The organism is Corynebacterium sp. p3-SID1056 (genome assembly GCF_025152525.1).
Taxonomy (GTDB): Bacteria; Actinomycetota; Actinomycetes; order Mycobacteriales; family Mycobacteriaceae; genus Corynebacterium.
The window spans coordinates 211,864-228,251 of record NZ_JALXXL010000002.1 but is presented as its reverse complement, the minus strand read 5'-3'; the positions used below and the strand labels follow the sequence as shown (position 1 = coordinate 228,251).

5 protein-coding genes and 1 pseudogene are annotated in these 16,388 nt (G+C 56.3%); 3 read left to right on the top strand and 3 right to left on the bottom strand.

Annotated features, from left to right (window positions below; all coding sequences use genetic code 11):
* Positions 1-147: 147 nt before the first annotated feature.
* Entirely contained in the window at positions 148-5,619 is a 5,472-nt protein-coding gene (locus tag M3G14_RS02845; protein WP_259924485.1) for an AAA domain-containing protein, read from the top strand.
* A gap of 50 nt (positions 5,620-5,669) precedes the next feature.
* Here M3G14_RS02845 and M3G14_RS02840 read toward each other — a convergent pair.
* A pseudogene (locus M3G14_RS02840) lies at positions 5,670-6,083 on the bottom strand (mannitol dehydrogenase family protein); the annotation flags it as partial.
* Between the two features lie 521 nt (positions 6,084-6,604).
* On the opposite strand from M3G14_RS02840, the gene M3G14_RS02835 reads away from it, so the two are divergent.
* Both M3G14_RS02835 and M3G14_RS02830 read left to right on the top strand, forming a co-directional pair.
* Positions 6,605-7,447, top strand: coding sequence for a helix-turn-helix transcriptional regulator (locus M3G14_RS02835; protein ID WP_259924679.1), 843 nt, complete (start codon positions 6,605-6,607; stop codon positions 7,445-7,447).
* A gap of 791 nt (positions 7,448-8,238) precedes the next feature.
* Positions 8,239-9,507, top strand: coding sequence for an ATP-binding protein (locus M3G14_RS02830; RefSeq protein ID WP_259924484.1), 1,269 nt, complete (start codon positions 8,239-8,241; stop codon positions 9,505-9,507).
* 105 nt (positions 9,508-9,612) lie between these two features.
* On the opposite strand, the gene M3G14_RS02825 is transcribed toward M3G14_RS02830, so the two are convergent.
* Positions 9,613-11,736 carry a hypothetical protein gene (locus tag M3G14_RS02825; protein ID WP_259924483.1) on the bottom strand — a complete coding sequence of 708 codons (2,124 nt, stop codon included), beginning with the start codon at positions 11,734-11,736 and terminating at the stop codon, positions 9,613-9,615.
* A 75-nt stretch (positions 11,737-11,811) separates the two neighbouring features.
* Positions 11,812-16,386: an Eco57I restriction-modification methylase domain-containing protein gene (locus M3G14_RS02820; protein ID WP_259924482.1), complete on the bottom strand. Its 4,575-nt coding sequence runs from the start codon at positions 16,384-16,386 to the stop codon at positions 11,812-11,814.
* Positions 16,387-16,388: the final 2 nt, after the last annotated feature.

Genomic DNA, 16,388 nt, shown 5'->3' with positions numbered 1-16,388 from the left:
GGTGGTCTCTCTTCAACGTTTTTAATCCGGGTATTCCGCTTCAACGCAGTTTGGCGACGTGTACATTATCTATGCTGAAACCTTTTCGGCTGACGTGCCCCGACGAGTTTGATCTCGTAGTTGTAAGAACACAACGGAGACCCGATAGTGCAAAGCAACGCAGATAAAGCCTCCCGCCTTTTCTTGTACCTTTCCGCATTAGAACGGCGGAAAGAGAAGCCAGTCCTTACCACCGCGAGCTACCAAAAGAATGGCGGTAAGGTGCTGCGTCTTGAACAGCTGCGGACTTTTGCTGAGCAAACGCAGATGGTCTTCCTTTGCCAACAACTCCAGGAAGCAATGGAGCTGGATCCGTCACACGCGATTGGGGAACTCGACGGGGGTAACGTTCTCGCGATCTTCAAGCGGCCAGCTCCTCAGACCGCGCCTGAAGTCCCAGAGATATTGGAAAGTGCGATCACCGAAACTATCGATGATCCGCACACCGAACCGGAGCTTCTCGAGTCAGAAGACGATGCCCCTCACTCAATAGAAGTGACGAATGCCTTTGCAGACTGGATCCAGGTATGGAGAACGTGGTCTCGGCTGAGTAAATACGGTTTGGCCTATCAGCAGGTTTTTGAGATCCAAACCAGCGTCAACCAACAATCCGATGAGTTCGAGTTCGTCCTCGGCCTAGGTAATTTGGCGTGGAAGCTAGAAAAGAGCACCATCGACAGGCCACTGTTCACAATTGGTTTGGACATTTCTCTAGACAAGCAAAGTGGCGATATTCGGCTCGCCCTTTCCGAGGACGACCTTCGAATGGAGTTTGAGGCAGTCCCGCCGCAAAAACTCGAAGACGGCACCTTTCTCTCGGATACTAAGGAGCAGCTCGCAGGTACCGAAGGGGACCCCCTTGATGAGGAGACGTTTGCGGAGCTTGGTCATGTCACCACCAATGGACTGGATACCAACGCTACCTATCTCCCCACTTGGCACCGTCAACAGCCGAAGGATGTGCCAGTCATCGCATGGCAACCCACCATCATCATGCGGAAGCGCCAGAGAACTGGCCTTGCTTCAGCGTTTAAACGCATCGCTGAACGCATCGAGGAATCTGGTGAGGTACCAGCTGGTTTAGCCCCACTCGTCGATCCATACGCCCCGTCGCAGGTAAGTACCGACCCCACCCCCGGTGCCGTTTTTGAGAGCAACGGCGAGATTTTTACACCGCTTCCGCTCAATGACAAGCAAAAGCAGGTGCTTCAGCGTGTTGATTCACATGCTCAAACAATCGTGCAAGGACCTCCCGGTACCGGTAAGACTCATATGGCGGCCGCGATGCTTTCGCACTTTCTCGCGCAGGGGCTCCGCGTACTTGTCACTGCTCAGGCAGATCGCGCGCTTTACGAGCTCCGAGGAAAACTCCCCGCGGAGATCCAAGAACTTGCCGTTTCCGTCATCAGTTCGAACCAATCTGACCTCTCAGATCTCCGGGTAGCAGTCGAAACGATTAACCATAGATCCACTCACTTCGACGAATACGAGTCACAACGGGACATTGTTTCACTCGAGCAGAGGCTCAACGCGCTTCGAGAGAAACGCACACAGCTGCTACGAGACTGGTCTGCGGCAATGGAAGCAGAGAATACTCCGCTGGACATACCTGGTTATGAACTTCGGCCATCAAAGGCGATAACGAAATGGTCTAGTGAGAAATTAAAGTTTGATTGGATACTCTCCTTTGACGAGTTATCGCTAACGAAACCTTTCCCCCTCAGCACGGAAGAGATTGAGGAGTGGTTTTCGCTCCTCGACTCCGAAGAGCTTTCAGCGCATAGAGTGTCACCCCTGGGCGACACGTTTAACTTCAACGATCTTCCCACCGTTGAGGAGGTTGAAGAACTCCATCTGGAAGAAGAAGGCATAGTGCAGGATCGCCTGGAGGCGGAGGCTGCGGTACCTGAAAGTGAAATATCGGCCTGGAATACCCTCGCACCCGCGGCCCAATCGGGGGTTCTCCGCAAAATCCAGGAACTCGATGAACAAGTCAGCAAGGTCAAAACGGCCCCATTTCCCTGGGCCGACGATTTGTATGCTGCTGTAAGAGCCGGCTCGCTAGCGAAGGAAAGGCAACTCCTTGAGAAGCTTCGCAACGATCTAAAAAATGCCCACGCCTTCGACGAGCGCCTTTCAGCTCTCAAGCACATTAGCGGCAAGGGACCCATTGACAGGTTTATGCCCGCCGCACGCTCGCTCCAGGGCTTCCTAGACGCTGGCGGTTCGATCAAGGTGAAAGCCGACGGCATGCCAAAAACCGGCCTCTTCACCAATAGCATCGTTAAAGAAGCGATGCCGTTTTTTGAAAACGTCCTTGTCAACGGTGTCCCTCCCACGACTTCAGCCGACATTACGTTGTATCAGACGTACGTAGAGTTTCAGTGGGCGCTGGAGCCCATGCACAGCGCATGGCATTACTCCGCACCTCCGAGCAACTCTTCTCCAAGAGACATTCTCTTGTTCTGGGACAACACGCTTGCTGAATACAGTGCCTCCCTCGAAGAGGCGGAGCGAATAGTCTCGCGCGTTGAATGGCTCAACAGATACGGTTTTGAGGTAGCCCTAGAGGAGCTCCCCTCGCTTAAGTCGCGGCTGGAGCTTCTGAACACGCATACTCAGCGTATTTCTCTGGCGGAAGAACAATCACAGCGCATGAGATCCGCGATCTGCTCGCTGACCACGGCAAAAGGCAAGCTTGGCCCATTACACTGGATGGGGCCCATGGAAGATGCCCTGGGCCTTCGAGATGCACACGCTTTCTCCGAATCGCTCAAGATGGCGCACGCGAATGTGGCGCTGTCGAGCAAATTGCGCAGACGCGATTCCCTTACAGAACGCGCTACGGACTGGTCCTCAAACCTAGCTGGAAAAGTAGTCGATCACGCTGATCAGGACTTTTGGCGGGACCGTGTCCGAATGGCCGAATCCGCGCGGTGCTGGGCGCAGATGGGTGAGCTCGTGTCACAGCGGCACGCGCCAAATTTGAACGAGTTGTCTGATTCGGTCGAAGCGGTCGACACGCAAATAACCCGAACGCTTTCCGCGCTGGCAGCCGAACGAGCATGGGCAAAGGCAGCCAACCCTGAACGCATCGATCAATCCATGCGCGTCAAACTGATCGCTTATAGCCAATCGGTAAAGCGACTTGGCAAGGGTACCGGAAAGTATGCTGACCAAAAGCGACGCGACGTACGTAAGAATCTTGAGGCTTGCCAGTCGGCTGTCCCTGTCTGGATCATGCCTATTTACAAGGTCGTCGAACAGTTTGGTTTAGAGGAGAACATATTCGACGTCGTCATCGTCGACGAGGCCTCCCAGTCAGGTGTTGACGCTCTCTTCCTGCAGTACCTTGCGCCCCGAATCGTTGTGATTGGCGATGACAAGCAGGTTTCGCCGACCAGTTTTGCAAACGAACAAGAGATCCGGAAGCTGGCTCGCCAGTACCTGAGCGATTTTGATCGCGTTGATACTTGGACGGACCCAGCACGCTCGCTCTTCGATGAAGCTAATATGCGCTACGGCGGGCGGATCACCTTGGAAGAACATCGACGCTGCGTGCCGGAAATCATCGAGTTTTCGAACCGATACATCTACGAACCTGAAAACATTTCGCTCAAACCGGTACGAGCTATCGAGCCTGAACGTCTGGCACCCTTCAAAATCACTCGAACCCCCAATGCGTTCGAGACAGAAAGTGGTTCCAAGCGTGTCAATACCGCAGAAGCGGACACTCTCGTAAGCAAGGTTCTCGAAGTCCTCGAAGATCCAGCATATGCAGGAAAAACGCTTGGCGTTATATCTCTTCTCAGCGAACCAGGGCAGGCACAATACATCCAGGCTCGATTGCTTGAAAAGCTCGCACCAGAAATCTGGGAGGAACGCGATCTCAAGGTCGGTAAACCCGCAGAATTCCAGGGTGCTGAGCGCGATGTGATTTTCCTCAGCATGGTCCAGCCTTCTTCCCCTGATTCTCGAATTTCGGTGCTTACGACGAGCACATTCCTTCAGCGCTACAACGTCGCGGTGAGCCGTGCGAAAGACCAGGTGTGGCTCTTCCATTCGGTCGGGTTCGAGGAACTCAATCCAGAGGACATTCGCGCAAAACTCCTCCAATACGCCTATGAGGTGGCCCAAGCACAGCCGGAGTCAAAGGTTAGCGAACTCGTGTCGAACGACGAGCGCGTGGAACCATTCGACTCGCTCTTTGAACAACGCGTTTACAACCGCATTGTGGAGCGCGGCTACCAGGTTATTCCTCAGTACCGCGCGTTTGGGTACCGGCTTGATCTAGTGGTAGTCGGAGCTGAAGGACGCCTCGCAGTAGAGTGCGATGGAGACTTTTGGCATGGTGACCAACAAGCACTTGCTGATCAACAACGTCAGCGTGAGCTCGAACGTCTCGGGTGGACTTTCGTGCGCTTTTTTGAGTCCGACTTCTACCTCGATCCAGACACGCAAATGCAGAAAGTCTGGGATGCACTCGACGAATTGGGCATTTACCCCGCTAGCCGGGAGATCAGTTTCGATCCTTCCAAGAACGTAGAAATCATTGAAGCTGTCTTTGCAGATGATGCCCCAATTGAACTTGAAACGGCCTCAGCACAGGTGCTCAACAGTGAAGAAGACATCGCAGACATCGAAGCGGCACCGGAGCCAGAAAATCCAGATCCCATTGAACCGGAAGAATCATCTGAGCCGACTGTTGCAACATCCCTTCCCGCCCGCATCGAGTCAGAAGAGTCTTCAACTCCTGAGGCAGACGTAGCCTCGCCTTCAGAGCGAGAAACACCCACCAGCACGTCAGTCGGCGTTCCTCCTCAAATTGAAACTCGAGACAGCGAGCCAAATCGTGTTCGTTTGGAATTGAACAAACGCCCAACCTCCGGGAAGCCTTCAAACCGGTGGCAGGACGCTGCCCCCATAGATCAGGCGAACGCCACTGAAACTGGCACCACAGGAGACACGCATACGCCGCTCAGCAGCGCAGCTCCTAACCGTGGAATTGTGCACCGAACTGGCGGCAACACTCCGGTGACTCTCGCAAGTGCCCCTATGCGGGCCGCGGGGCCATATGAGTCCTTTACCGGCACAACCGTGCCGGTACACTCGGCTACCCCACAAGAGCTCAAGAGAGGGCTACTGGAGATCCTCGAGGTTGAAGGCCCGATGCTCGCGAGCTATTTGTTCTCTCGCTACGTGAAGGCCAGCGGGGATTCGCGTGTGACTAAAAAGGTCACTTCCAGACTCAACCCGATACTTTCGATGCTGCGGAACAGCGGGGAAGTGGAGATGGACGATCCTCTGAACACGCGAGGATTCAAGGAGAAGACGTTCCGCCTTCCTCAACAGGAAATGGTGAATCTCCGGGAGCGAGGCCCTCGAAGAATCCATGACATTCCCCCGATGGAACTCCGTGCGCACGTGCTAAAGGCCTTCTATCGAGTAGGGACTACCGACCGTGAAGCTGTGATGCGCGAAGCTCTTCGATTGCTGGATCTCAAGCGACTCCCTTCTCTCACGGAGGAGAGGCTGCAGCCTCATTATGAGTCGGTGATGGAGACTGAAGGTCGGAGCTGACCAGTGCCCCCGGGACCACAGTTAGTAGCCCGGGGTTCCGGCTCAGGTGATTACCCCAACTCAGCCAACAACGCATCCAGCGTCGCCTCAGCACCAACCTCGTACAGCGACTTCAACACACGTGCGTAGGGCTCGGTGAAGCGCTCGTCGTCAACAAGGTCTCCGAACACTTCCCGGTCGCGTAGGAAGGCGAGGATGTCCTCACGGTTGCCCTGTGCGGTTTCCTGCAGGCGATCCGCCATGCGGTCGACCACCTTAATCGGGTTGCCCTGCTCGTCCAGGCCTTCCGCGTAGCGGGCCCAGGAGGCGACGATCGCGGCCGAAAGCGTCACGGGTGCAGCACCGGATTCCAGGTTCTCGCGCACGACCGGCAGCAGCCGCTTCGGGATGCGGTCCGAGGATTCCGCGCAAATGCGAGCGACGGTGTCCTTCACCGCAGCATTGCCGAGGCGGTCGATGACCTGATCCGGCTCAGCCAGCGCAAGGTGCTGGTGGTGGATTCTTCGAAGTTCGCGGTGGAAGGCATGCACTTTGTCACCCGGCTCTCTACGTTTGATGACATCGTGATCGACCAGCACACGACCCCGGAGCAAAACCGGGTCCTCGAGCAATCAGGGGCGCGGATCCATGTCGTTGAGACACAGCAACCAGAACTGCCCACCGCAAGCAGCTAGGAGTACTCATGTCACTCGTTCTTGGAATTGGCTCTTCCACCCAGTCGACAAATGTTGCGCGCGTGCATTTAGTAACACCGTGGTGAGTATCGGGTAACGCGATGGTGAGTATCGAGTAACACTTATAGTTTTCGGGGGAAACTCTTTGGTGACCGCGTGGCTTCAGGGCACTGCCTGGGGTAACCGGCGCATCCCGAGGTGAACTGCTCTGGGTCGGTGCCTGGGTGAGTTTGATTCAAGGCGACCACGACCGCGGCGGCGAGCTCGTGCAGGAGTGCTAGGATCTCGCCGAAGAGCTAAACAATGTCCACCTGAAGGCACATGCCCGCTGCTGGATGGCGCTCTACCATTTATTCACGGGGTCTCTGGAGCAAGCAATCCCACTCTTCGGCGAGACGCTGTCGCTTTTCGACGACTTGGACGAGACCGCCGCCAAACTCATCGCAGGATTCCAATACGCCATGGCGCTGGAGCTCAGCGGCGCCCACAACGAAGCACTGGAAGTATGCGCGCAAGCATTCACATGTGCCGATGAGTCCGGGGAGCGATGGAACCGCGCGCACTTCCACTGGGTAGCCGGGATGGCGCACTTCTCGCTCGGCCAATGTGAGAGCGGCCGTGAACACGCCCGCCAAGGTCTTGAATTTGCCGCAGACCTTCAAGACGAGATCATTGCCTCGCTCATCGTTGAACTGCAGAGTTGGATTGAGTCAGCAGTAGGGAACCACGAGCTCGCGAGCTCGCTCGCTACGGCAGCCGATGACATCTGGTGCGCCCAGGGTACTTCAGTCCAGGCATTTGGGCCGGCAATGAAAGCGCGCTCGGTGAAGGCACGTGAGCCTTTGGTGCTCGAGGAGCAGCGAGTGCCGAGATCCAAAAAGGACGCGATTGCTTTTGCCTTGAGCACGTACGACACCCTTCCCGAGGCTGACCCAACACCAAAGCCCCAGCCCGAGCCAGGGAAGGACAAGGACTCGACGCTTACCCGCCGAGAGCGCGAGGTCGCGGAACTCGTCGGCTCTGGCATGACCAACCGCCAGGTAGCGGACAAGTTGGTCATTTCGACCCGAACCGTCGAAGGCCACGTAGAAAACATCTTCTCTAAGCTGCAGATCAACAACCGTTCGCAGATAGCGGTGTGGCTGCATGGGTGAGTGCTGAGCCCGTTGTCCAGGTTCATCCTTTGTCAGGCCTGCCTTCAATCAGCATTTCAGCTCCAATGTTGCAAGATACGAACGTCTCCAACGTTCAGAACATGGGTTGACGGTTTGGGGGGAATCGGGTCGCCTGCGATTGGTCGAGCGTTGGCATCAGGGTTGGCGATCGTAGTGTTTTGGGCTGGTTGTCCCTAGTCTTTGCGGACAAAGCCGCTCCAGCAGCGCAAGCAGTGCCCGAAAAGCGCGCCGACCACCGCCATGGAGACCAGGTGGATCCAGAATTTGCTGCAACTGTTCTCAGCGCACGGCTATAGATCGATCCCAGTACCGTGAGCACGAAATCCACGACGCCCACGATGCTGAAGTTCAGGACCGTCAATCGTTCCTAGTCTTCTGCTTCGCGGCGACCCATCCGCCTCTCCAGTTCTTTCTCCCGTGCCTTATGACGACGCACGATCCCCTGCACCACCTGGCATTTCCAAGGGACACGTCATTCTACGTCTGCTATGTCGATTGTTTTTTGGGGTGGACGTTTAGAACATACTCGGGCAAAGGTCTATTACCCCAGTCAAGAGGTCGAGTTCCGTCGAGCTCACAGCATTGCTTGATGACAGCCCAAGTGAGCAGATCTGTGAGGTAATCTCTACTTCAAATTGCAGGGTCACCCCTAGCCCACTCGGACAATGAAGAGGCCGATCTCACCTGAGGGAGGGCGGATACCCGTTCAATCCCCGGTCCCTGCGTGCGGCTCAAGTGCTAGAAGTTCCATAATGGAAGGGACGTCAAAAATGCCTTATGACTTCACTAAGTTTCCCCATGGATCGGCTAAGCGCCGACAGTTGATCGATTCACTGATTGGTGATTCAGATCTCCGTGAGACCTTTTACCTCGAAGTGAAGTCGGATTTTGATTTGAGCAGCAAAGCGCACCAAGCGAAGCTCGCTAAGTTCATTCTTGGGGCTGCTAACCGCGATGCACGCGACGCAATGCGTTATCTTGGCGGATACGCCGTTTTGGTCGCTGGGGTAGGAGACAACGACGTCGTTGGGGTCAAAGGGGATGAAATTCTTGATTTAGACAAGAAGCTTTCCACCCTAATCGGCGCTGAGGGGGATCGGCCCGAATGGTTCTGGGAGCGGGAGCAGTACGGAGACAAACAGGTCCTACTCTTTTTCGTTGCACCACCCTCGGGCGAGATTTTTCCTGCGGTTGGCTCCTCCGGTGAAGTGCATGACGGGCGAGTGTACATGCGCACCAATGGACAAACCGCAGAGATTTCTGGTGCTGCTTTGAGGAACAAACTTCGAGGGCTGGTGAACGCATCAACGGCAATGGACATCAGGATGCTGCACTTTGGTGCTGCTGCGCCTCTATACCCAGACTACGAAATGGCACGTCAACAGATTAGGCGACGTGTTGATGTTCTTCGCTCAGAAGCGCCGCGTCCAGCATCAGATAGTTCGTTCCCGATCTCCCCAAGAATGGTGTTTAACACGGACTCCTACGGTCGAACACCCGAAGATTTTGCCACAGCCCTAGCTGCAGTGGAGCGAGCCTCGGAAGGTCAATTACGCAAGTTCGCTCTCTTGCAATCCGCATCGATAATGCCGCTTCTCATGCTTGAGATTGAGCTGATGAGTGAAAAGCACGCAAGAGACGTAGAGATTCACATTGAGTTGCCTGAATCTGTACAAGTGGTTGAGCGACCGACTCAAGAACAGGTTGACGCGGCTCTAGATAATCTCTTACCTCAGCCTTGGACAGAACCAATGAAGCACGGTATCCATTTTCCTCCAGCTTTTGCAACGCAATATCTCGACCGCAATTTGAGATTAGCGCACCTATCAGCCCGACGAATCAACGATCATTCGCTAGTGGTCCATGCTCCTGAATTGAGATTTGGCAAGTCAAAAATTCTCAAATTTGACGAACTTTTCTTACGCGCAGAGTCAAGTGGTTCGGACGCTCAGCCGTCCGCAAAGTGGAGGCTTACTGCTGGCAATTTGGATGGCCAACTTCAGGGCGAGATAGCCATCGAGCGTGGACGTTTACTGTGAGTTCGCACTCGCGTGAGCAACCTCTCCTACCGTAAATGAGAGAACCAGTCGTTATGGATGGCACAGGCGACGCCTGTCAATCTATTCCCCACTCCGACTCTCGTCTCACTCTTGCGAAGATATGCCCGCGTCGTAGAATAAATCAGAGATTCGTCCTTGGCCGTCAATGACACATCCGAAGGCTCGGCTGACGCACATATCTATCCGCTGAGCATGTAAATAGTCGGGTAGTGAGTTCCTAACACTCAGCCGATCAAAACCTTCCGCAGTTTGAAAAACCAATAAGCTTCCAAATCGTGGGTGCTCGCCGTCCTCCACTAGGAAACCGGCTTTATGAGGCAGATGATCATCCTTTGTCTTTTCTAACAGCCTCCCTATCAAGACCTGAGCACCATCCTGCGAATCTTCGCTTAATGAAAGCAAGGCCGCACCAAACTCAAACCAGTGTGGCATGTCAAATTTTCGGGCTTCGCGCGCATAACGGAGAAGCGAAGTCTCTTTGATATGTGGTTTCCGGTGCGACAATCCGTTTTTCCAAACATCGACTACGGCCGTCGCAGGAGCCACCGATACGAGAATGTTTGCGTCTTCGTCATCCTCAGCCCACAATCCATTCTGACGAAATGTTAGAAACATATCCAATTCATCAGTCGTGAGGTATTTCTTAGCGATTTTCGGATCGCGCCTACGCCGAAGATAAACCAAGAGCTCCGATGGTTCGTCAATCAGCTCGAGAATCACCTGAAGGTCACCAATGGAAATCAACCAGGGCAGCTGACCTTCTTGGTCCAAGATGCTCGTATCAATCAAGTCAAGAGGACGTGTTGCAAGCTCAAGCAAGTCATCCAAGGTGACAATTACCGTGTGAACCTCAACCACACTTGAAAGGTCAAGAGCATCGCCTCTTTCAACCGGCACGTATCCTTTAGTGGCAATTAGGGTTCGAAGCTTTTCTACTTGGTTTGATGCTTTGCGAATGTTATTCCACATCTGGCGACGAAACCGGGAGACGTTAGTGGGTTCTCCAGCTTTGAAAAGCGTTGCAGCTTTGACTTCAAAGATGATTGCCACTCCACCGATAACGAGAAGCGCATCAGCTTCGCCTCTCCCTGTTTCCGGATGTGAATACTTGAGGCCGAAAAATATCTGCGCATCTGGCAAAAAGATCCGCAATACGTCCACGAGGCGCTTTTCAACTAACTGCCCCCGGTGAGCTCCGTATGCCGAGTTACTCAACAAGAAGCTCTCGAGATTTTTCTTAACAGAGGGTGCTACTAAGCTCCCGTTTGGAAGCAAGTAGCGGCCCGCTCGCTCTTGAATCAGAGGAAACTCAAAAAGTGGGTTAGTGCCACCTTTTAGAGCCTCGAGCGCTTTACTCATCGGCCATGTCTTAAAGTCAAAAGAGAAATCTTCAAGGACCTTGCCTACGAGCTGCACTGGCACTTTGGTTTCATTCGCGATCTCCTCCGCGGAAAAAGTCGCATCAAGAAAAGTCGGATGAAACATCTTGGTCCACGCTTGATTACCACGCTCCAGATCTCTCACGCTGGGCTGGTATCCCCGACTAATGACCGCCCCAAGTTCATCTCTCGCGTCAAAAGATCGCTTTGCTGGCTCTTCCAAGATCCAGGCCAACACGGAATACAGCTGATGGTACGTATACCCGCGCGTTTCTTCTATCAGCTCCTGGACGATTGGCGCACCAAACAATTCTTCGTAAAGGTCAAACTGCGTCTCACGGTATGTAGTTTCCCGTATCCACTGACGACTTGCCGAATGTATCGCATTTAACCAGCCCACTTTGTCTAGCCTGGCTTCGAAAGGTAATCGAATTAACGTCGAGATAGAACGAATTCGCCGAAGAGATTCAAATAGCTCCTCCAGCAGCCCCCACCCTTCAGAACTCATCAGGTCTTTGTAGGTTTCAGGCGCGCAAAGCTGCTTATTGCAATAAATCAAAATCGCAGCCATCTCAATTAATGCAGGAGCGTAGCCGTAGTCTGCTTTGAGATATTCATCTTGCGATGTCATGCCAATTATAAGCGCAGCAGAGGACCGTATCCTCATACTCTGGATCGTGCGCGCAGGATCATACTGCGCCGTCTTGTTGACGATTCCCTGAGCTAATCTTGCTAGGTCACTTTCGAGCTCGCTCTTCGTGACATCACCTTCGACTAATTGCATGAACAGCGAGACAATCTCTTTGAATTCACCATCCCAAGTGTTCAAATTTACTCCTTCTGCCCCAAGAACCTTGCCTAAATCTGGATATGGAAATACGGAAGTGCCTTGTCCACTCCTCATTCATTTCAAGCGCGAATAGGCTTTCTGCAGCCGCTCCACCCGGTCTAGCTTCCGGAACGGGTACTCAAACACATAGGTGACCTCAGACTGCGGGTGGACCCACGTGCGATCCGCTTCCGAAAGCCCCTGCCTGTCCTTCAACTTCGCCTCGGCTTTGAGGATTTCCTTCGGAACGAGACGACCGTTCGCGTCAAAACGGTCTTCTTCGTCGTATCGGCGCATTACTGGGAATTGCGTGCGATAGATCATGCAGAGCTCGTCAGCAGTGATGTCAAGGGAGTACGCCACGATCGCATCAATTTCGTTTTGTGCAGCTTGCCGGTCCCACGCGTTCCGCAACGGTGTATCAGCGGTCCATTCTTCTCCAGTGATTTCCTCCCAGAGGGGAGCGTAGACGTCGGTGAGACAGTTCAACTGCAGATATAGCTTCTGCACGCGTTCTTGATGGCTTTCCGAAAAGGAGGGCATCGGCAAGGACTCAATCGTTTGCGCGTAAATGTTAGCCACACCTGTACTTCGGACGATGTAGTCCGACAGGAACGATGACGCGATGACCCCAGCTAAAACAGTGTCTTCTGGGCTTGCCGCGAAACCACTCATTGCCGCGCCGGAAAGCGCAGTACCGCGAGGAATCAAAGAAGCAATCAACGTCCTAAAACCAGTCGTAGCTGCCATTTTCCTCCACGCAAAGCGGAAGTTATCCCGGTCTCGGATCCACTCTCCATCGATTTGGTGCGCCGAATAGTCAACGTCGTACGTAGGCTTAGTTCGTCGGTCAGGTTGATAAGCAGTCGCCGGGATGAAGTCCGCAGGCATCGCTTCGAGGTCCACCTCGGACCAGTCAAGGTTGTTTTTCAGGGTCGGATTCGGCTGCTTGATCATCGGCGTCGAGACGCCAAGGTGCGGACCTTGGAGAATCACATCATCCCAAGAATCGGGATGCTCCCACCCTGTGTCGAAGTATCCCTTCTTCTTGTCGATAGATTCATCCCAGCCCCGAGAGAAGTGAAGGCCAACGGAACCAATACGCGGTTTATCAGCGAGCTTTGCCAGGACTGCGGCGGCTTCGGTGTTGACGGTGTAGACCATGCGAGTGTCGGCAATCGAAACGTCGTCGTCCTCCAAGATGGAATGCCACGTTTTGAGCGCCGTCATGTCGACACGTTGAATACGGTCACGGTGGGGGCGCAGATCCCAGTTGTCGTTGTCGTCTTTGAGGCCTGGAAGAGGGCCGGAACCATCATGGCTCAAGGATTCTTCGACAGTCTGCGGGTGATAAAGCGACGCAGCGTGCGCGAACGAAGGTTCCTCTTGGAGTGATCCATAAGTGTGAACTCCATAGGCATTGTGATGGTCGATGTCGAAGAGGACAAGCTCATTGACAAAATGCCAGTGACGACGCAGTCGGAAGTACGCACCGTGGCGAAGCGGTGCGGCCTTCTTCTCCGTGAAGTGTGATTCCGGGTGGATTAGAGACACAACGCCGTTGCTGCTCATGTTGGCCCACGTACGCTCCATGAAGGCTCGGTACAGATCCGGCTGTTGGTTGGCCAGGTGCGGGTACATGGCAACGTCGCCAAGCACGGCGGCGGTCGAAACTGTGTCACCCGTTCCGCTGAACGCGATCTCGCGGGCGCGGTCGTCGTCGTTCCACTGCTCGCGGCGCTCCCGCTTCTCCGCCTGTGTTGGCTTGTGCGCAAGAGAGAACCAGGGGTCCACCTCGGAGTACAGGCCATCCATGTCACCACGCGGCCGTACCCACGGCGGGTTGCCCACCTGTAGGTCGAAGCCGCCGCGGGCAAAGACGGCGGCGAAGTCCAGGTCCCAGTGGAGGAAGCCCTGCTCATTGGCAACCTGGCGCACGGTGTGCAGCCAGGGGTGAAGCTCCAGGACCTTGTCCAGCGACTTGGCACCGGACAGGCCCAGGTTCATGTCCTCGTGGTGGTTCAGCTCTTCCCAGGTTTCCGCGTTGGCGATGACGGTCTGTGCCTCGTCGCGAGCTTGGGCTTCGATACCGAGGAGGTCCTCCAGGGTTTCGATGTACTCGTCGAAAGAAGGCAGTGCGGTGTGGACTTCGCCGTCATCGCCGATCTGGATCTCGGTGAGTGGCCAGAAGGTCAGTGCGTTCCACGCATCTAGGGCGAGACGCAATCGTCGATAAGCACCCTGCTCATTGTTCAAAAGGTCGCGCTCGATTTCAGCGCGAGTAACGTTGCGCGAGGTGGGCGTGTGCTCGCGGCCCCACAGGGGGATGTCGCGGCGGATCTGCTGCTCCGCGATGTTCATGCGGGTCAGAGCGAAGGCCCACAGCGTCTCTACGCGGGCGGCAAGGCGGGTCAGTTGCTTCTTTTGGGGGTTGGTGGGGGTGGTGAGCACGCTGCGTCGCCAAGCGGCGAGCACCTTTTGCTCCTGGCCGGCGAGCTTCTTCAAATCCTTCGCCGCGTGGGCGGCACCCCAGGTCTGGGAAGGCAGCAGGAAGTGGTGGATGCGGCCTGCGGCGTGGGGGTCGCGGTGGCCGGCGTCGATAGCCTGCGCGAGGTGAGCCACGGACTCCCGGCGCGGCACGGCCTTCAGCCAAGCCTTCTTCTTCAGCTGGGAGGGGTCGTAGGTGGCGCGCAGGGCACCGATGAGCGAGTTGCCGCGGCGCAGGTGGAGGCCGAACCAGGGGGCGGTGAGCTCGCCGGTCATGGTGTCGAGCCACAGCGAGATCTCCGCGAGCTCCACCGCGGTGGGATTCAAGTCCACGCCGTAGACCTGGTGCAGGGCGATGTGGGCCTTGATCTTCTGCAGCTCGCGGGTGCGGTGCTCGGTTGGGACCTGCTCGCCGAGTTCGGCCTCGCGCAGTTTGAGGTAGCGCTCCGCGAGCTGGCGCACGGCTTCCACGGCGAAGGCGCCGGAGCCCATGGCGGGCTCGCAGATGGTCAGATCCAGGATGTCTTCGGCCGTTTGGATGCGGCTCTCCTCTTCGAGGACCTCGAGGGCCTGGCCGACGGTGAACTGGGTGAGCACCTCCGGGGTATAGAAGGAAGCGGAGCGCTCGCGGTCGCGGCTGGACTGGCGGAAGACGAAGGAGCCGCGCTTGTGCTCACGGCGGGCCGGGGCGTAGCCGCCCTCCGGCTGTTCGCGCATCTCCATGACGAAGCTGTCCTGCGGGACCGTGTTGGCGCGGCCGACGGGGAGGACCCAGGAGCCCTTGGAGGCGTTGCCGCCTGGAGCGACCTCGTAGAGGTCTTCCTGGGCGATGAAGCCGTGGTAGGACATGAGGCCCTCGTAGACCTGGCCGAGCTCGGTCACGCCGAGGGTGGCATAGGAAATGAAGCCGCGGTCGCGGCCGGCCTTCTCCTTGGACAGCAGGAGGCGCTGGAGGACCTCGGTGAGGGCGTGGTTGGAGAGTTTGGTGCCGCTGAGGAGCGAAGTGGCCGCGGACTTGAACAGGTCGGCCTCCAAGTTGCGGAAGGTCAGGCCCTCGTTCTGGGCGTCCTCGTCCGCGTTTTCCGTCTGCTCCGGGTGGTGGCCGTGGTTGACCTGGTCGAAGAGGATCTGCAGCGAGTCATACAGGTGGGTGCCGCGGCGGGCCTGCTCGGTCAGTGGGGGAGTCAGGGCGTAGTCGCGCAGGCGGCCGAGCCCGTAGCCGTCGGCGTATTCGGCGGCGTCGGTGGGCAGGATCTGCAGCTCCGGCGAGGCCTCGGCGAACAGCAGGAAGAGGATGCGGTAGAGGTAGCGCAGGGATTGGCGGGCCAGTTCATTGCCGTCGACCTCTTCGAGGGGGAGGCCTTGTTCTTTGCGGCGTTGGAGTACGTCGTTGCCGATGATTTCAATGGACTCGCGTACGGCGTCGCGAAGGTCCTCGGAGACTTTCACCGCGTGGTTGCGGGCCGACTCGAGTACCTCGGACCACCAGATGGTGCCGTCGGCGGCGCGTTCGACGTTTTCGCGGGCGAGGATGACGGCGGCGCGTTGCATCTCGCCGCCCTGTTTGGCCTCGTTGCGCTCTACTACCAGTTGGACGTTCACACCCAGGTAGCGGCCGAGTGCCCAGGTCTCGCGGTTGGCCAGCACGGCCCAGGGGCCGGCGAGGATGACGATGAACTCCGGGGCATCGTCGGTAAGGAAGAGCTCGCCGACCAGCTTGGCTACCGGGAAGGCTTCCGGCTCGCGGTCTTTTTGGGTGATGCCGCCGGCCACCGGGGTGGTGGTGATGTCCTCCAAGTCATCGATGGGCTCTGCCTCGAGCACGAGCAGGGTGTCGTCGGCGCCGGCCCAACCGGAGTAGGCGACGGTGCGGGTGGCGCGCTCGTAGGTGCGCTGGGTTGGTGTGCCGTAGCCGAGGGCGCGACGCAGGATCTGCAGGGCTGCCTCCTGGTCCGCAGTGGCGTAGGCGTTTTGGAGCTCGCCCCGGGCTTTCTTGAAGCGCTCGGCGGGTGAGAGGCTGCCCGTCTCTTTTTCCAGGTCCTTCCACTCCTTCACGCGTGCTTTGACGGACTTGGTGAAGGACTCGCCCTTCGTCTCGTCGGTGGTGAAGAAGTGCTCACTGATCCATTCATCAACGTTGATGAGTGAGTCATACGACGCCATTG

Bases quoted from the DNA above. Each gene is read 5' to 3' on its own strand.
- M3G14_RS02830 (WP_259924484.1), top strand. From the start codon at position 8,239: ATGCCTTATGACTTCACTAAGTTTCCCCATGGATCGGCTAAGCGCCGA.
- M3G14_RS02820 (WP_259924482.1), bottom strand. From the start codon at position 16,386: ATGGCGTCGTATGACTCACTCATCAACGTTGATGAATGGATCAGTGAG.